The organism is Candidatus Saccharibacteria bacterium (genome assembly GCA_016699955.1).
Taxonomy (GTDB): Bacteria; Patescibacteriota; Saccharimonadia; order Saccharimonadales; family UBA4665; genus JAGXIT01.
Map to the genome: position 1 here is coordinate 944,881 of CP064993.1, position 18,110 is coordinate 962,990.

17 protein-coding genes and 4 tRNA genes are annotated in these 18,110 nt (G+C 47.0%); 7 read left to right on the forward strand and 14 right to left on the reverse strand.

From position 1 onward, the window contains the following. Window positions 1-2: 2 nt before the first annotated feature. From IPL85_04855 to IPL85_04865, 3 genes are all read right to left on the reverse strand, one after another. Window positions 3-79, reverse strand: a tRNA-Val gene (locus tag IPL85_04855). A 14-nt stretch (window positions 80-93) separates the two neighbouring features. After that, a tRNA-Leu gene (locus IPL85_04860) sits at window positions 94-177 on the reverse strand. A gap of 103 nt (window positions 178-280) precedes the next feature. Next, window positions 281-1,918: an FAD-binding oxidoreductase gene (locus IPL85_04865; GenBank protein ID QQS19575.1), complete on the reverse strand. Its 1,638-nt coding sequence runs from the start codon at window positions 1,916-1,918 to the stop codon at window positions 281-283. Between the two features lie 122 nt (window positions 1,919-2,040). Here IPL85_04865 and IPL85_04870 point away from each other — a divergent pair. Continuing rightward, window positions 2,041-2,126: transfer RNA gene (locus tag IPL85_04870), tRNA-Leu, on the forward strand. 339 nt (window positions 2,127-2,465) lie between these two features. Here IPL85_04870 and IPL85_04875 read toward each other — a convergent pair. From IPL85_04875 to IPL85_04895, 5 genes are all read right to left on the reverse strand, one after another. Beyond that, window positions 2,466-4,256, reverse strand: coding sequence for a peptide ABC transporter substrate-binding protein (locus tag IPL85_04875; GenBank protein QQS19576.1), 1,791 nt, complete (start codon window positions 4,254-4,256; stop codon window positions 2,466-2,468). A gap of 26 nt (window positions 4,257-4,282) precedes the next feature. Then, window positions 4,283-4,501 carry a preprotein translocase subunit SecG gene (gene secG, locus IPL85_04880; GenBank protein ID QQS19577.1) on the reverse strand — a complete coding sequence of 73 codons (219 nt, stop codon included), beginning with the start codon at window positions 4,499-4,501 and terminating at the stop codon, window positions 4,283-4,285. 53 nt (window positions 4,502-4,554) lie between these two features. Further along, window positions 4,555-4,941, reverse strand: a complete 387-nt coding sequence (locus IPL85_04885; protein QQS19578.1) for a phage holin family protein — start codon at window positions 4,939-4,941, stop codon at window positions 4,555-4,557. A gap of 10 nt (window positions 4,942-4,951) precedes the next feature. After that, complete coding sequence (locus tag IPL85_04890; GenBank protein ID QQS19579.1) at window positions 4,952-6,193, reverse strand: aminopeptidase P N-terminal domain-containing protein; 1,242 nt, start codon at window positions 6,191-6,193, stop codon at window positions 4,952-4,954. 61 nt (window positions 6,194-6,254) lie between these two features. Next, window positions 6,255-7,496, reverse strand: coding sequence for a D-alanyl-D-alanine carboxypeptidase (locus tag IPL85_04895; protein ID QQS19580.1), 1,242 nt, complete (start codon window positions 7,494-7,496; stop codon window positions 6,255-6,257). 103 nt (window positions 7,497-7,599) lie between these two features. Between IPL85_04895 and IPL85_04900 the strand changes: the two genes are divergently transcribed. Genes IPL85_04900 through IPL85_04915 form a run of 4 tightly spaced genes read left to right on the forward strand, consistent with a single transcriptional unit; the run spans window position 7,600 to window position 11,903 of the window. Then, window positions 7,600-8,631, forward strand: coding sequence for a hypothetical protein (locus IPL85_04900; GenBank protein ID QQS19581.1), 1,032 nt, complete (start codon window positions 7,600-7,602; stop codon window positions 8,629-8,631). After that, window positions 8,624-10,648 carry an NAD-dependent DNA ligase LigA gene (gene ligA, locus IPL85_04905; protein ID QQS19582.1) on the forward strand — a complete coding sequence of 675 codons (2,025 nt, stop codon included), beginning with the start codon at window positions 8,624-8,626 and terminating at the stop codon, window positions 10,646-10,648. The genes IPL85_04900 and ligA overlap by 8 nt, the downstream gene beginning before the upstream one ends. Then, on the forward strand, window positions 10,645-11,208 hold the full coding sequence (locus tag IPL85_04910; protein QQS19583.1) for a non-canonical purine NTP pyrophosphatase: 564 nt from the start codon (window positions 10,645-10,647) through the stop codon (window positions 11,206-11,208). Before ligA ends, IPL85_04910 begins: the two co-directional genes overlap by 4 nt. Further along, on the forward strand, window positions 11,205-11,903 hold the full coding sequence (locus tag IPL85_04915; protein ID QQS19584.1) for a hypothetical protein: 699 nt from the start codon (window positions 11,205-11,207) through the stop codon (window positions 11,901-11,903). Before IPL85_04910 ends, IPL85_04915 begins: the two co-directional genes overlap by 4 nt. 285 nt (window positions 11,904-12,188) lie before the next feature. Here the strand turns inward: IPL85_04915 and IPL85_04920 are convergent, their stop codons facing one another. From IPL85_04920 to IPL85_04945, 6 genes are all read right to left on the reverse strand, one after another. Further along, window positions 12,189-12,662, reverse strand: coding sequence for a hypothetical protein (locus tag IPL85_04920; GenBank protein ID QQS19585.1), 474 nt, complete (start codon window positions 12,660-12,662; stop codon window positions 12,189-12,191). Between the two features lie 85 nt (window positions 12,663-12,747). Further along, on the reverse strand, window positions 12,748-13,470 hold the full coding sequence (locus IPL85_04925) for an alpha/beta hydrolase (protein QQS19586.1): 723 nt from the start codon (window positions 13,468-13,470) through the stop codon (window positions 12,748-12,750). Window positions 13,471-13,556: 86 nt separating this feature from the next. Beyond that, entirely contained in the window at window positions 13,557-14,093 is a 537-nt protein-coding gene (locus tag IPL85_04930) for an AAA family ATPase (protein QQS19587.1), read from the reverse strand. 120 nt (window positions 14,094-14,213) lie between these two features. After that, on the reverse strand, window positions 14,214-15,083 hold the full coding sequence (locus IPL85_04935; GenBank protein QQS19588.1) for a Fic family protein: 870 nt from the start codon (window positions 15,081-15,083) through the stop codon (window positions 14,214-14,216). Window positions 15,084-15,764: 681 nt separating this feature from the next. Further along, a complete protein-coding gene (locus tag IPL85_04940; protein ID QQS19589.1) occupies window positions 15,765-15,917 on the reverse strand; it encodes a hypothetical protein in 153 nt (50 codons plus the stop codon). A gap of 280 nt (window positions 15,918-16,197) precedes the next feature. Then, window positions 16,198-16,272 (reverse strand) — tRNA-Trp (locus IPL85_04945). 322 nt (window positions 16,273-16,594) lie between these two features. Here IPL85_04945 and IPL85_04950 point away from each other — a divergent pair. Together IPL85_04950 and IPL85_04955 are read left to right on the forward strand one after the other, a co-directional pair. After that, window positions 16,595-17,098, forward strand: a complete 504-nt coding sequence (locus tag IPL85_04950) for a hypothetical protein (protein ID QQS19590.1) — start codon at window positions 16,595-16,597, stop codon at window positions 17,096-17,098. Between the two features lie 325 nt (window positions 17,099-17,423). Further along, a complete protein-coding gene (locus IPL85_04955) occupies window positions 17,424-18,098 on the forward strand; it encodes a 6-phosphogluconolactonase (GenBank protein QQS19591.1) in 675 nt (224 codons plus the stop codon). Window positions 18,099-18,110: the final 12 nt, after the last annotated feature.

The following is an 18,110-nucleotide window of genomic DNA, read 5'->3' on the forward strand; positions in this document are numbered from 1 at the left end:
TATGGTGGGTGATGAGGGACTCGAACCCCCGACCCTCTCGGTGTAAACGAGATGCTCTAGCCAACTGAGCTAATCACCCGAATTGTGCTTCTGTGGTGCGGACGAGAGGACTTGAACCTCCACCCCTTGCAGGACTACCACCTCAAAGTAGCGCGTCTACCATTCCGCCACGTCCGCCCAAAGTGACACAGCCTACATGGTATCTATTTTTGAGCGAAAACTCAAGTAGTAAATATTCGGTCAGACGTGCGCCGAGCCTTCATATGCCCGGTAATCCAGTTTAACTCCGGGGCATGTGTTTGTAGAGAGAATCAAGTGAATAATTTGTTCGCAAAGCCGAGCGACTGTCTTCACCAGTCATGTTGATTTTGACACCGGGGTTCAAAATGGAAAACGGGTCAAATATTTGTTTAATTTTCTTAAATAATTCATAAGCTTCAGCGCCGTACATTTTTTCTACGTATCGCTCGCGCAAGCGACCATCGTTGTGCTGTCCGGTTGTTGAACCACCCAGCCGAATAACAAGATCGTAGTATTGATCCATTAGTTTGAACGCTTTTTGCCTGTCACCTAGCTGGCTCAAGTCTAGAAACGGCTGGACGTGCAGATTGCCATCACCCATGTGGCCCCAAATGGCTACATCGAGCTTGAGAGCGCCAAACAGGGCGTATATTTCGGCAACAAATTCGGCAGTTTTACTGATGGGCACAACGCCGTCTTCTATGAGGGGAATCGATTTGTTCTGACCTTCACTATGCGACAGTAAGCTTGCCGAGGCATGTCGTATTTTCCATAATTCAGCTTGAGCGGCAGGCTGGCTTTCTTCGCGAAAGGTTTGTGCGTGTTTTTCAAAAATGTTACGGATTTTTTTGACATTCTTTTTTCTTCGACGGTCGTTTGGGTTATCGAGCTCAACAATCAAAACACCGGCTGGAACGACGCTTGGTATGACAGTCTTTAACTGGTTGGGGTTGAGCTGATTGACTATTTGCAGCAGCTTACCATCCACAAATTCTATTGCACTAGGGGTATCGGACAAATCTCGTAATTCTTGGGCTGCATCTGCTACTGCTTGTATGCTTTCAAAAAAAGCGGCAAATACAATGTTTTCGGGGTTATGGGGTTCAGTTTCGCAGGTAATTTCCGTCACAATACCGAGTGTGCCTTGAGACCCGACAAACAGAGGTGTCAGGTCAAAACTGCCATCTTTGCGCTTAATATCAAACAGGTTATAGCCAGAGTTATTCTTACTAGTATTTCGTACGGTTTTTTGGATTAAGTCGCGGTTTTCTTCCATAATCGTGTCAAGGGAGCGGTATACCTCACCTTCAAATGTGGTGAGCCCAAGTTTTTTACTTAGTTCTCGTCGAGTAATGCGCCCTGTCTCAATAACTTCGCCATTAGCCAGAACGACGCGTAGTGACTTGACATAATCACGTGTAACACCGTATTTAACAGATTTTTCTCCAGCGGCGTTGTTGCCTACGGCTCCCCCAATGGTACTGTATTCGATACTGGCGGGGTACGGTGGTAAAAAGCGTTCGTGAGTTTGCAGTGTTTGTTGAAGCCGACCGTAGTTGAGCCCTGGCTCTACCACCACAATACCGGTTTTTTGATCAAGCGAAACGATACGATTCATGTGAGCAGGAAAAACGACCATAATGCCGCTGCCGAGTGCGCCGCCAGTGACATCGGTGCCCCAGCCACGTGGCGTTATCGGTATAATGCGTCCTCGTTCGGCTAGTTGCCAGGCAAAACGTGTTGTTTTACGAACATCTTGCTCGTTCCTGGGGTAAACAATTATGCTTGGCGCAACACTAAAAACACTGCAGTCTGTCGAAAAATAACGCCGTGCATCGATGCTGGTCATTACTTCACCGAGTAAATGCTCTTGCAAGTAGTGTGCGACTTTACTCATGGCTCCCGACTAACTCCTTATGTTTCTTCGTTTTATCATAGCATAAACAGTTTGGCATTTCATAGCATTGCCTAAACTTGAAATACTACTACAAAGCAGTTATCCTACCTTTGGCAGTACATGCGGATGTGGCGGAATGGTAGACGCGCTAGTTTCAGGTACTAGTGGGGGCAACTCCATGGAGGTTCAAGTCCTCTCATCCGCACCAAATTTTAAATATCAAGTTTTGGCTTGGTATTATAAATTTGGCATTAATGTGCATGAATCGATACGCGCGTGGAGGTGAGGAGTGGAAGTCTTCACTCCTCAGGGACGGAGACAGATTTGAAGCTATGCTTCAAATCTGTCGAGTTGGGGTAGCCGAAAAGGTGACCAAGTCCTCTCATCCGCACCAATGTAAAAACATAAGTATAACGTTTTCCAAACTTACAAATACTGTATAGTTTGGAAAGCATTCTTTCCAAACATATATCATTTTTATACAATCCAAGCCCCTGTCAGCGGTTTGACTTAAATTTGATCCACCCTGTGGAGCTTTCTAGTTTGATTACTTGGGGAGATATCCGGTTTTGACTGCCCACTCAGTTACTGAGTAGTAGCGGTCGGCGTCAGTGTTTATGGTGTGTTCCACCAGGCCATTTACCTGACCGCGCGTCAGGTATAGAGCAACCGGTTGGTATAGCCCAATCGCCGGTGTGTCTTCTTGCCATGCCTTCAAAAAAGGTTTGTATTTTTGCGCGCGCACGAGTGGGTCTTGACGCGTTCTTCCGCCTTCAAGCGCTGCGTCAGCAACAGCCGATTTATATTCAGAGAAATTTAATCTGTTATTACTGCGCGGGTCAGCCTGGGTACTGCTCCAGTAAGCGTATACATCGGGATCGGGGCCAATGGATATACGGTATAGTAAAGCAGCGTATGAATGTGTTTCTACAGAACTTTGGAAATCCGACCTTGGTAAGAGTTGCACCTGTATGTCGGCGCCAATGCCCTTCCAGAGCCCCTTCACCTGCTTTAAGAGGGTTTGATTATCAGGCGTATCTTCGCCAATCACAACAAAACTCAGCGGCTGATTATTTTTGCTACGGACGCCATTTTTCCCTTGAACCCATCCCGCTTTCTCAAGAAGACTAATAGCTAGAGCGGGGTCATACTGTGTCTGCGCGTACTCTTTGGCATAGCCAAGCTGCCCAATCAGTAGCGGTGCGTTAACAGGGCGTAGGCCACCGCCTAGCTCCTCAATAAGTGCCTGCCTATCGGTCGCCAGTGCCAACGCCTTGCGTACCGTAGCGTCCGCCAGCAAACCCTCACTTGTTCTAAAAAATAGCATCGTCGCCGCGGTGGTAGTAAATTTACTTAAATAGACTGATGTATCATTTTTTAGGGCTTCAGGAACATTTTTTACACCGGCAATAGCTTCGATAGAACGTTTTTTATATGCCGCCACAAGCTGATCTTCTTCGTCGTAAACATGCAGAACAAACCCGTCTAGCTTTGGAGCACCAGCATTGTAATTCTGAAAAGCCTTCAATGAAATCAGCGTTGTTGCATCGCCTGTGCCTGCGCCGCTACCTAGCTGGAGATTGTCCCACATAAACGGACCCGCGCCAACAGGGGTAGTTGTGTTGAAGCTGTCAGAGCGAAGCTGAAAAACAGGCACGTCTCCGAGTATATGAAACGGCACAATACCCGTTGTCAGACTATGCGGAAAGGCAGTTAATGCACTTGGCAAGGTAAACACAACAGTATTAGGGTTGGAGGCGGCAACCACTATACCCTGCCAGCTGCTAAGCAACGGCGACCGTGTGTCTGGATTTTGTATAAGCTGGTATGTAAAAACAACATCTTTTGCTGTAATCGCCGTACCGTCATGCCATGTTAGTCCAGGTTTCAAAGTCAGTGTGTACTGTCGACCCGAGGCATCTACCGTATAGCCGGTTGCTAAATCGCCAACGAGTTCGTTGTTGACGCCATATTTCAACAGCCCCGCAAAAAGCAGCCGCGAAACACTGGTGTCGACGGGTCCTGTTGCATAAATAGGATTTGCATTACTATAGGTACCTAGCATCCCTTCATTAAACTTACCCCCTGCCACTGGCCCTGGGTGCAAATAATAGCTGTTCAGCTGTACGGTTTGTAAGGCGGTTACGGTTGCCAGTGAAACAACCAGCAGCAGCCAACCTAAAACAAATCGCTTCACATCCAGTAATCGTTCCAGACGATCTATAAAGTTGGAGTCAAAACTTGTCTCAGCGCGTGATGTGACTGATTCGACTTGCTTTTGGCGATTACGAAGCGACCGTCGAAGCCGAAGTTTTGTCGCACGATTTATAACATTCATTGCTGATTTTTTCCCACCAGTGGCACTTAGCCGATAAGAATACCCAGTAGTATCGCTAGCACAAACACGAGCGCCGACACTATGGTCAACTGATAAATTGTTTTGTCAGTGCCCCGCCGTTCGGTGTTTACTTCGCCGCTGCTGCCAATACCTGCACCTAGGGAAGCTCCCCTAGTTTGAACCAGTATTAGAAGCGTCATTAGCAGCATGGCACCCATGGCTATGTAGTTGTATATGCTCATCATGCCCTGTAGTATAGCAAATTCTACGGCGACACGAAATAATTGGATTAAATCGATTACGTTGAGGGCTTATCTAAAATCGCGGATACAAGGTAATTAATTAGTCCAATAATAACTCCCGTCAAAATAGCAACCCCGAAACTATCAATCTGGAGTGGGGAGTACAGTTTACTAGCCAGGTAGACCGTTGCACCGTTTATAACCAACATAAACAGCCCTAGGGTTAGCAAAATAGCAGGAAGGCTTAGTAGCACCAGCAACGGTTTAAGAAAGGCGTTTATAAGTGCCAGAAGTGCCCCCGCTCCCACGACAACACTGATTCGGTTCTGATAGTTGACTGACCCCTGAAGCAACCCAGCGGCAACCCACAGTCCCAAGCTGCAAACAAACCACCGGAGCATATAGGAGTACAGAAAGCCCTGTTTGTTGTTAATAGCGGTCATGTATTAAACATCATATAACGTAAGCGTCATACGAGCAATCACGGCTCAGGTTAGTGTGTCCCGATTCGGTTATCAAAACGTCGTCCTCTAGGCGTACGCCAATGCCCTCCTCTGCGATGTAGATGCCCGGCTCGCACGTGAGAACCACACCGGCCGCAAGCGGTCTGTCGTAAAAACCGACGTCATGAACATCAAGGCCAAGAAAATGTGACGTGGCGTGTGGAAAATAGTTCCGCATGCTCATGGTGTCTGTTGCATCAGAAATTAAACCTAGCTCTACTAGAGCCGTCGCCATTTTTTGTCCAACTTTTTTTTCGTATTCCTGAAGCAGTACTCCAGGCTTTAAGAGGGTCAAGGCATACTGTTGCACATCCCGCACAGCAGCCAGAACTGTCTGTTGACGATGAGTCGGCTGCTCACAGGCAACTGTGCGTGTAATATCGGCGGCGTACTCTTCAACCTCTGCGCCAACATCAACGACAATTAGCTGTCCTGCTGCCAGCTGGGCGCTATTGGCAATATAGTGAAGAGTCGTTGCGTTTGAGCCGCTCGCTACAATTGGGTCATAGGCATGCCCCCTAGCGCCTTGTGCACGGAACGACTGTGACAGAGCTGCCTCAAACTCATACTCTGTAGCGAAGCCAGCCAGTACAGCGCTGCTGCGCATAGCATCTATCGCACGAGTTGTTATGGCGACCGCCTGCGAGACGGCAGCAATTTCAGCCGGCTGTTTTATCATGCGCAGTTCAGCCAGATTAGGACGTATGTCTGCGAGTGCGATTCCAGACTGAAGCCGACGTAAGCGGCCAATCAAACGGTTTCGTGCCGGGTTTACGTATACGCCATGGCGTCGGTCGTAAGAGGGCTCAGAAAACAGTGTCGAGACAACTTCATAGCGCTTTACGTCGGCCCTTAACTGCCGCCAACCCTCAGTGTTATCCAGCAGTTCGTGCAAGCCAGACCGCGCGGCAACGTGCTTTAAGTCAAAAGCGCCGTCAAAAATGTCCTGTTCACGGCTGCGCTTTGGAAGTATCAGATATTCCCTGTTGCCGGCCATAACCAGAACGGCATCGGGCATATCGAGGCCTGTCAGGTACCAAAAGTTCTTATCCTGAGCAAAAGGAAACGTCGTGTCACGGCTGCGCTGTAAGATGCCGTGCGCACCAACAACACACAGACCATCTTGCGACATGGATTCATACAAGCGTTTTCGATTACCCGCAAAAAAATTGTGCGTGAAATATGATTCCATAGTAGTCGAGTATACCAGATTTATTTTCGGCAGCTGCGGGCTTGTATGCTTCTAAAAATTCTTACCGAAGCCGTGTCAGTTTCCACAATAGGCTTGGGCCAGCAGCAGGAGAGGAAATAACGAGTGGCGTACTTGCCTGTTGCTGCCCAGCATGCGCGACTAAAGCCCCAATGGTTTGAGGCTCCAATGCAGTCGAGGTTTTTGCACTTTTACGGTACTCCACCGATTGATTCTTCCAGCGCAGAAGCGATAAATTATCTTTTGCCGTAACAGTTGCCACACTGCCCCACGCCGTACGTACTGTACCAACTTTTTGGTTTTTTTGGACGAATGTTGTTTGTTCAAAATTTTCATCAACACTACCTACCAAGTTTACAGATGCTTCCATGGCCGCTGACAGACTTTCAGCACCCATAACAGCGCCAGAAAGCTGCAGCGTCTTACCGGCAACAGCCAAGTCAGCGGTAAAAAGGAGTGCACCTGGATTTTGGTCGTTGTTACCAGTTTTTAGACCATTTATTCCAGCCCTTCCGAGAACGCGATTGTAGTTTTCATACTCGTCCCCAAACGGAAAAACGGCGGTTCGTTGCCCGGCAATTTCCATCAGAACATTGTTTTTTCTAGCAAGCAGACCAAGTTTAGCCAGATCGCTCGCCGTACTAACAGTAGACGGGTCGAGACCGCTGGCGTCGCTGCCAACTTGTGTTTGCACCAAGCCATGCCTCTCAAGATAGGAATTGGCATACGTGCTATATGCCTCATTGCTCCCAAAAGCCCATATGACCAATGTGTCGGCAATGTTGTTGGCAGATGGAATCATTAAAGCTTGAAGTGCTTGATATTCGCTCAGTTGCATGCCTTCTTGGACTGGCAAGCGAGACCCGTTTTGCTGAATCTGGTCGTTGTATAATGCAACGTCTCGGCTAGTAATCGCAATAAGCGGGCCTGATTCATGCAGCTGCAGCGGGGACTTTTCGAGTACACACAGAGCAGTGATGACTTTGGCTATACTCGCCGTTGCAAGCGGTTCGGTCGTTCCAGAAGTAGCGAGTACCCCAAATCCCCCAGCGCCAACGGCTGCTCGCAGCGAGTCAGGCCACAATAGCGACACCGGCTGAGGAGCCGGTACAGCCGGCAACTCGAATGCAACTGCTGCCTCTGGCAGTGGGCGCATAAGTTGTACGCCTATGAATAAACCTAGTATGGCGAGCGTAAAAAAGATTCGTTTTTTTAGTCGACGGCGTGGCTGTTTGTTGACACTGTAGAATTCCGAGGTTTTTCTTGGAGGCTGGACTAATCTCATGCCTTTTATCATACCATCCGGCTATTTTGCATCTCCAAACGTTTCGGTAATTGTTTCGACACCCACATATCGGCTATACTAGATATATGCAAGTGAGGCCAAAATGGCAAACATAAAAAAACAAGCAACGCCCGCGGCAACTCGGGCTGTAAAACGACCAAAAACTGCAAAACAGCCGGTTCGCACTGCTAGTAAACGCGGTACGCCGCTCCCAGTAAGACGCTTGGCAACCAAAGCCCGTGTCTGGTACAAACCTGGTAGCTGGCGCAGACCAAAACCAAGCTATACCCCGTTGCCAAAGGCCCGAATGCTACTCAGTCAATCACTCAAGCGCCTAAGTGGAGCAAAAAAAGCAGTTGCGGGCGTGACGGCTGTATATGGTCTGGGCGTTATTCTGCTCGTGAGAGGGTTTTCCGCCAGCCAAGATTTACAAACGCTTCAAACGTTGCTCGACGGCTTACTCCAAGGCGCGGGCGGCAAACTGCAGAGCATAGCCCTGCAGCTAACGTTCCTGTTCGGTGGCGGCGGCAACGAGAATACATTGCCTAACGCCAGTTTGTACCAAACAATTTTGCTAATAATTTGTAGCCTAGCTCTTATCTGGGTCTTCCGGCAGAAGCAGGCAAAACAACCCGTTTCGACTAAGCGGGCGTTCTACAATGGCATGTACCCACTCATACCCTTCAGCTTAGTAATACTCATTATCGGTTTGCAACTGCTACCCCTGACCATCGGTTCGTACATTTACACGACGCTTATTGGTAACGGCATTGTCGTACACCAGTGGGAAAAGTTGCTTACGCTAGGTTTTTTTGTTCTGAGTGCCTTCTGGTCACTCCGCATGGTAACTAGTTCTATTTTTGCTCTATACATTGTCACTCTTGGCGATATGACACCTCTAAAGGCAGTTCGCAGTGCCAAACTACTCGTCAAGGGTAGGCGCTTGCTCATTTGGCGGAAAATTATTCTTCTACCGGTGGTTATGCTAATTGGTTCTACTTTGGTAGTACTACCCTTTTTGCTGTTTTTGACCCCGTTTGCAGTCTGGGTTTTCTTTTTGCTTTCAACCGCTTGGTTTGCTCTGATCCATAGTTATCTTTACTCCCTATACCGCGAGCTACTAAACCATGCCTAAAACTCACGCTCCCCAGGCAGTACTTGAGCGTGCCCAAAAGCTGAGAGAGCTTATTGACGACTACCGCTACAAATACCACGTTCTTGACATATCTAGTATGAGCGAGGCGGCGGCCGATAGTTTGAAGCACGAACTGTCTCTGCTCGAGGAACAGTATCCGGACTTAGTCAGGCCAGACAGTCCGACGCAACGCGTCGCCGGTAAGGCACTTGATTCATTTGCTAAAGTTGCTCACCGTGTGCCAATGATTAGTTTGCAAGATGTGTTTAACCGGCAGGAAATAGCAGCGTGGGTCAAACGAATTGATAAAATTCTACCTGGCGACAAACACGAGTTTTTTTGCGATGTGAAAATGGATGGCCTTGCCTGTGCGCTAATCTACGAAAACGGCGTCCTTGTCCAAGCCGTAACCCGCGGCGATAGTCGCGTTGGCGAAGACGTAACCATGAACGTCCGCACCATCCAAAACGTCCCCCTTCGACTGCGTAACGAAGTGAAATTTTCTCATTTTCTCCAGGGGCGCACAGAAATCCGCGGTGAAATAATTATGACAAAAGCCAATTTTGCAGCACTAAATGAGCAACAAATAGCTACTGGCAAGCCCAAATTTGCGAACCCGCGTAACCTTGCGGCTGGCACGATTCGTCAGCTAAACCCTCGTCTTGTTGCCGAGCGACCACTGAACTTTCGAGGCTACGATGTGCTTCGAGATGACCCGAGTGAAATTCCAACTTTCCAAATTGCTTACGAAGCGCTGGGCGCCCTCGGTATAACCCGTAGCACTGACGCGCAAGTTGTGAGCGGCATTGACGGCATAATGACATATGCAGATACTTGGGAAGCAAAACGTCACGAGCTACCATACAACACAGATGGCCTTGTAATAAAAGTTGACGACCGAAACAGATACGCGGAGCTAGGTGTCGTCGGCAAAACACCGCGCGGAGCGGTTGCTTACAAATACGCCGCAGAAGAAGCGACTACCGTTGTCAAAGATATTGTTATTTCCATAGGCCGAACCGGCGCCGCAACACCAGTTGCGGTATTTGACCCGGTACAAGTCGCGGGAACAACGGTTCAGCATGCTTCACTGCATAATGCCGACGAAATTGCCCGGCTAGACATTAGGCGCGGTGATACCGTCATAATATTTAAAGCCGGTGACATTATCCCTCAGGTGGAGCGCGTACTTACTGAATTGCGTCCATCGACTTCTCAGATAATCAACTACGCCGCGGAGCTCGCGCGCCAATACCCTGAGCTTGAATTTGAACGGGCGGTCGGCGAGGTTGTCTACCGTGTAAAAGGAGCCACCTCGGACCTGATTTTAAAGCGCTCCATCGAGCATTTCGCCTCCAAGGGCGCGCTAGATATTGATACGCTTGGCGAAAAAAACGTTGTTGCCTTAGTGGACGCCGGATATATCAAAGATCTCGCAGATATTTATACCCTAGAAAAAGACCAGTTGCTTAAAATTGACCGATTCGCCGAAGTTTCTGCTCAAAAGTTAATTAACGCAGTCCAGGCCAAAAAAACCCCTCCCCTCGAACGTTTTCTCTACGGCCTAGGAATTCGTCACGTCGGTATACAGACTGCTATTGATCTTGTTAAAAGCTTTGGTTCGCTTGAGTCCTTAGCCAAGGCCCAGCTCGAGGAGCTGCTCTCAGTTGACGGCGTGGGCGAGGTTGTGGCTGAAAGCATCACTGCCTGGTTTGCAGACGAAGATAATCTTGCGCTGCTAAACAAGTTCAATTCATTAGAAGTTGTGCCACACTACGAAGCGAAATCTGGCAAATTTGCAAACATGAGTTTTGCAGTCACGGGTACGCTTAAGAGCATGAGCCGTGACGCCGCAGCTGACCGTATCCGCGCGCTCGGAGGTACTTTCCAAAGCAGTGTTGGCAAAGACACCACCTACCTCGTAGCTGGCGGTAACATTGGCGCTAGTAAACGTAAAAAAGCCGTAGCCTATGGTACTAAGATTTTGTCTGAGGGAGAGTTTTTGGCATTGCTATGAAACGGCTCCCCGTCTTTATTACTGGCAACCAAGAAAAGGCAAATCGCCTAGGTAGACTGCTTGGATTAGAGCTTGAACACTTGAAGCTTGATCTTGACGAAATACAGTCAAGCGACCCAAGCGTCGTTATTGACCACAAAGCTAGGCAAGCCTACGGTGCGGTCTCGAAACCTGTGCTTGTCGATGATGCTAGTATGTGGTTCAATGCCTTAAATGGCCTGCCTGGGCCGCTGATTAAACTTTTTGTGCATGCGCCGAGTGGACTTGAAAACCTCTGTCGCATGGCTGACGGCCTGGCCTCTCGCCGCGCTACTGCTCAGGCTTATTTTGGTATATACGACGGGGAAACAATGACGATTATGCATGGTGAAATTTCCGGTGAAATCGCTGATCACCCACGCGGTAATGGCGGCTTTACTCACGGTTGGGATAACGTATTCTGTTTAGACGGCCACGGCGGCAAAACCCTCGCAGAACTTTCACAAAAAGAATTTGACGAGGTGTATGCGCAAATTAGACCAATTGCAAAACTAAAAAAATATTTGGAGGAAAAACTTTGAAAAAACGCACCACTTTCTATTGTTTTTCACCGCCAGTAATGATGGCTACTTTTCTGATAGAAATTGGGCTAGCAGCTTGGACGCTGTGGCGATATAAACATACACGGCTAGTTAAACTTGTTGTGCTCATGCTGGTCTGTTTGGCTTTTTTTCAGCTGGCAGAATATAACATTTGCGAAAGTCTTTTCGGGTTGGCAGGGATCACTTGGGCACGGCTAGGGTACGTTGCAATCACTGCCTTGCCAGCTTTAGGTATTCACATGGTAACCGTTTTGGCTGGTAAAAAAATGCCCTGGCTCGTCGCCGGATCATACGCCGCAATGGCTGTGTTTATGGCATATTTCCTTTTCTCAACTCAGGGTTTAACGGCCAGCACCTGCGGTGGAAACTATGTAATTTTCAAAACCGATAACAAGGCAACCTCTTGGTATACGCTGTATTACTATGGGCTTGAGCTTGCTGCGCTTATTAGCGCCTGGTCGCTGGGACGCTCGACTAAAAATCCCAGAAAAAGACACGCACTCTACGGGGTCACGGCTGCATATCTTATGCTCATTTTGCCCGTCGCTACGGTAAACATCATCAACCCCGAGCTCATCCACGCCGTGCCGAGCATAATGTGCGGATTTGCCGTTTTCTTGGCACTCACTGTAACATTGTATGTTCTACCACGAAGTGCACAGATTAGACCTTGACCATTTGCGGCATCAGGCTTACGCTTAGCAGTAGTTCGTGCGCTTCATTGCGGCGTTTGAAACAAACACCTTAAAAATAAAAGGATTTGTGCCGGCAGCGCGTGCCACAGTATACATGCGCTGAGCGGTCGTCTCTCATATGACGCTTCACCCGCCGCAGGGTGGGCGCGCACGAAGCGAAAACAGGTCCCAAGGGGATCTGTTTTCGGGTCAAATCAACCCACCTTTCTAGCGACTTAACTTGGCAGAAACTTCAGGACGGTTATTGAAGCTACCCTGATATAGCTACTTTTTCTCAGCCTGAGAAGATGGAAAGCTCTGAATATATGCATAGGCACGCTTCCAGGGGAGCTCGGGAAAATATTCTGGTCCGCGCAGATAGTTGGAATGTTTCAGATACTCAGGAAGGCCCTCCTTGATAACAATCCGCTCATAACTCCATCCGGGGTATTTTACTTTCGCAAATTCCTCATTGACCCGCAGCAAATCTTTTTCTAGAGACCACCCATTAAAATCGAACGCCCATGTTCCGTTGCCCGCATACATATGATTGCCCGGGAATTGGTCAGTAGGCTTAATAAAAACGAGGTCAAAGCCTTCCCCAGGATGAAGCGAGAGGAACATATGAGCTAAGATGTGACAGGCGCCTGCCGCGAAGAAAGACGTATCATCACGCTGCCAAGACAAAAACACATCTTTCGCTTCCTCGGGTGATCGCATATATTTTAGCGCTGGTTCTAGTTGTACGGCATACTTCATTGATCCTATTATAACTATTTATCAAAGAAGGAGTCAGAATGAAAATCTTAACGTGAGGACGTTTGTCGAACCCATTGTAATGTAGCTAGTTATTTGATGTGTCGGAATGGTTAATCCAGTTGGAAATTGCCTTCTGATAGTCGGAGAATTTGTCCTTGGGGTTACGTGGATCACTGAGCGCATGCCAGAAGCCTTCGGCAAGATATGTATTTGCAGAAAATGTTTTGATAAATGCGTCAGTTGTTTCAGCCGGTACATATTCGTCATGCTCGTGAATCATAACAAAGGTTCGTCCAGCAAACCTAGAGGCTCGAGCCAGGAGTGGATGATTCATAAGAGCCTCAACATCTTTACGGAAAACGTTCCGAGTCCAGTCACGATCTATATCGCGCCAAGTGGTATAAAAATCAGAAGGTTTATATATAGCAGGCGCTCGGAGAATAAGATTTGCGAAGACCCGGTACTTTGTAAGCTGCGTTGCGAGGAACCCGCCGTAGCTAGTGCCCATGACAGTTATTTCGGCTTCTGGGTATTTCTCATGCAACCAATCAAATACGTAGATAACTTCAAGGAAGTGCTGCGCAGGACGAGTGTCCTCAAGCCTAAACGGACTTTCACCGTGACCGGAGTAATCAAAGACGAGAGCGCTCATTCCGGTTCCGGCAACGATACTGCTAACAAGATCTACTTGGTTTGATTTCTTGGCGCTGTAACCATTAAGACTTAGCAATATTTTGTCGGTACTACCGCCATCATACCAATCGGCCGCAACAGCATACCCGGTGCAATCTATTTGTATTCCATTCATATTGCAATTCTAGCAAATTTTTCTCATGGGGTACAAAAATGCGAGCAAGTCTTTAAGCGGCGGTGACAAAAGCCAGGACTGCCGCTTTACAAAGATAGCAGTAATTTGAGCCGTGCAATTGTTTCTTCCGTTGATTCATTGGTCGTATCAATAATAATCTCGGAAGAATTAAGCTCCTGGTGGACCCCGTTATACAGTTCTTCGAACTCTTTTGCTGGAACCGTGTACTCACGCATAGTATTGCGCCTACGCAGTTCTTCTTTTTCGGCCGTTAGTACAATCGAGATTGCTTCAAAGCCATGCTGCTCTGCTAAATCCACCAGTTCTTTGGCGCTACCTTCAGGGGAAGATTTATTATTCCACGTAAAAAGACCTTCGAGAACAATACTGTACATTCCGACTTCAAGGTATCTTTCGTATAGCATTCGAGTATTCTCATAAGCAAATCTATGTTCATCGGAGCCGACCTCACTAACGGATCTACCGATGATATGGAATCCCCAACGAAACTTGTCTTCCTCTATTAAAACTACTGGTTTGGTCAGTAGTTTGGCTATCTCTGGTACAATCGTACTCTTTCCGCTGGCTGGTGCTCCCCTAAAGATTAGGACTTTTTGCATCATAGTTTCTACAGTAGCAAAAATAGTCCTCAGATAAAACTAGTGGGCTTAGTGAATATATGTGGCACGGGCACGTGGAATACTTTTGTATAGCCTTGCAGGGTGCTCGGAAACAATATTGAGCTATTCCCCTATTTTCCAAATACCTTTTTCGCGGAAGGCTGGTATCGTCTGTCGTTTTGCGGCGTTAAGTTGGCCGTTTGTTGTTAAATTACGTTGTTTTGCGTAATCTGTTAACTTTACAATTTTCTGTCCCTTCAAATAGGCGATCCTCTTGTTTAACGATTCTTGCAGGGCAAGGGCAAACAATTCTGACATTCCGTCATAATCATTTTTTTCTTGGTAACTAATAAACAATGGATAGTAGCTACTGTGCTTACCTTTGTTTCGGATTATGATTGGCGGGTACCCCAAGGCTGCTAACTGGACATTAACCAATACCCTGCCTATACGACCATTTCCGTCACAGAAGGGATGAATATGCTCGAATTCCGCATGAAAACGTCCAATACTATCGACAAAGTATCGACCGTGATCGCTCAAATAATCATCGATTAGGTCGTCCAGTAGCGCACTAACGTATTCTGGCGCTGGGGCGATATGCGAACCGACCCGTACATATTCGCCTTCTTTGCGCAATCTGCCTGCAATATTATCATTAATTCCACCAATTAGCATCTGATGCAACAGTAGTATATTCTCAGTGGATAGTTCGATATTTGGCCGAGTTGACAAATATTCCAGAACTCTAGCCAAGTTTTTTGCCTCAAAAAGCTCACGGACGGAAACATCGCGCATTACCTCTTGCTCAAGTATAATTCGTTCAGTTTCCTTCAATGTTAATGATGAGTTTTCTATGGCGTTTGAGTTATAGACTAATTCGGGCAGTTCTACCTCTCGTAGCAGCCCTAAAAGTGACTCTTTGCCGCCTTTACGCTGTTCGTATTCCTTCTTTAGAGTTCTTATCTTTGATTTTGTTAATTCGCTTATCATGCTATTGATTGTACCGAATTCACGTATTATTGTCAATAACGCGTGAATATGTAGTAAAATCCAGACAGATTCACGATTATTCCGCTAAAAGTGGTTCAGCCGAGACCCGAAACATGACCGGGGGTTAGGAACCAAAGGTATTTAACACAAATAGTTTTGACAAATATATCGGAGCAGATTGCATGCAGAAAAACCGGTCATATTTTTTTCTGTTATTCAAATCTTATTAAGCTTGGTAGCGGCATGTGGAATACTTTGTATAGCCTTGCATTGGGCTCGGAATACATTCCTGTGCGCAGTGCTACGTTATCGAACCACGATCTACACTCACTTCGTTCGCTAGACCTTGGTCAGACTTCAAAAGCTCTATCAATGTAAAACGACCAATCTTGCGACTGGCCGTTTTACATTGGCAGGGGTATGCGGACGCATTTCAAACGGCAGCCATTAATACCGGTGACGATTCTAAGCTCAAATACTTAGTCACATCATTTAGTTTGTCGGGCGACCTGCTGTACTAAGGTCCATCATGCCTGAATGTGGGAGCAAATAATCTCGGTGTATGTTTAAACGAATCTACAAATTTTCCTATTTCATCAGTGTGTATCACATGATTGGTGGTTGTCGGTATTGCCGAAGATATTAACGTCGAGCCATTCAGCTGAGTAACTTCATATCTACTTATTTTGCCGTAATCCACCGAATGACAAAGTCGGTAATGTCTCTGGTGCGGAGAAACAAACAGACTGCAAGTAAAATTAGTGCTGGTAGCATCATAGTTCCCTTTGGCGGCAGGTAATGTGGTGCTTCGTGTTTGCGATTGCTGTATTTCATAGACCCAGTCTTCAGTTGTAAAATTAAGTTCTGTAAATACGTCAGCCTTAGTTGCCGTCACACGAACATCTTTTATAGAAATGCCTGAGGGTAAGTACGTTGGCTTTAGGTAACTAAATACCAGTACACCGCCACTAAGCTTGAATAGAATACCGACAATTACCACAACTATAATCAAGATAAAAAGGAGAATTTTCTTTGACTTTTCTGAGTGCGACATCACTTTATAATACCAAAACAAAAAAGAACTTCCGAAGAAGTCCTTTTAGCATAAGCGATTTGGCAGGGGCACGTGGAATCGAACCACGATCTAAGGTTTTGGAGACCTTTATACTAACCGTTGTACTATGCCCCTTTGGCTTTGAACAGATACAATTATACCTTTTTGCTTACTAAAATCCAACGAGTAGCGTAGCGTAACCTTGGCTCGGTGTGGGCACAGAGTTCTGGGTAGAGAGGGATAGTGTGTTTGCACCTGGGATTATGAATTTATCTCTATTAGCTTTACCTGGTTTTGTTTTTTGCTTGTTATCTATTGTGATCGGGCAACGTTATAGCTGGCGTAATATATCCCGCTAATTTCTACACGTTTATCACTGTAAAAATATGCTGGCACTGGCTAGCAAGGAGTATACTAAAATTACTAGGGGGATAACCCCCATTTAAGGAGGTTCAAAGTGGAGCTACCAAAAACCTACACAGACAAAAACGACACAGGGTGCTGCGCAGTCCCAAACGTCGACGAGTGGGATAACAAAGAAGTAGTTTTTGAGGACAAACGCTTCATCCGAATGCATACGCGCAGCTTTCTATACATGCCCCTCAATATGTCGAAAGTTATGACTGAAATTCAACGCACAGCCGAAGATGCAGGAGCTGCCATGGTACCAAACGAGGCCATGACGTTGTCCCGCGACGTATCGCCGTGGAAGGCCGAACATCTTTACGCAGTTACCAAAGAGGTCGGCGGTGCAGACAACGTAGTGCTGAGTGGTACGTACATAACAAAAGTATTTGAAGGTCCGTTTAAAAACATCAGAAACTGGTATAACTCGCTGCAAACTTATGTCACGAGCCAGGGTAAAATACCAGGCGACACTTATTTCTTCTATACGACCTGTCCAAAATGCGCCAAACATTACGGCAAAAACTACGTTATTGGTATGACAAGCGTCGCCTGATACTGCCGCAATAATGCGAATTTGATCAAGGGTTGGCAGGCACAATGATTTTTTAGTGCTAGCTGTCGCTTTGTCCTTAAAAATAAAAACACCGGTTGATCGGACCAGTGTTTTTATTCCTCTAGCTAGTAGGAGTTTTGGTTTTGTTAGGTATTTTTTAATTACCTTAACATATTTTTACGTTACACGAGCATAAGCACCTTGTCAAATACTTTTTAAACCTAAAATCTCAAAAACCCAATCGTATGCTGGTGCGATATACGTGGGAGGTGCTAGCGACGCCTTACGAGTGGGCATTCTGTGGAGCTTATCGTATACTTCTACCATGAAATATAGCACCGAGGGTATAGACCTGGCTAAGGCAGAGATAGCCACTGTACTAGCTGGCGAGCTAAAGTCTGGAAAGCGCCTACTGTGGCTGGTGAGCGGTGGTTCTTGCGTAGCAGTGCAGGTGGACGTAATGAAGCGGCTGCGGGAGGCTGCGCCCGATAAACTCAGTTTGCTAACGATTTTGCCGGTTGACGAGCGGTTTGGACGACATGGTCATGAAAATTCAAATAGCGCGCAGATGCAAAAAGCAGGCTTTAAGCCAGAAAAGGCAAAATGGCTAGACGTTCTCAATAAAAATCAGCCTATGGCCGAAACAGTTTCCTACTACGCCCAACTTGCAGAAGACGCTATGGCCGAGGCGGATGTTGTGGTTGCCACGCTTGGTATGGGAGCAGATGCGCACACTGCCGGGCTGTTACCCGAGAGCCCCGCTCTGACAGATACCGTTTCCACAGTAGTTGGCTATAGCTGGAGTGATTTTGCACGAATGACGTTAGGAGTACCTATGCTGCTTAAAATAAATCACGCGTGGGTACTTGCTTATGGTGAGACAAAAAAAGAATCTTTGAAGCGCCTGCAGCGCAACGCTGAATCAGTTGAACACTTGCCGGCAAAAATCCTCTATGACTTGGCGAGTGTGACCGTCTATAATGATTACATACAAACGTGAGAGGTAACTTAC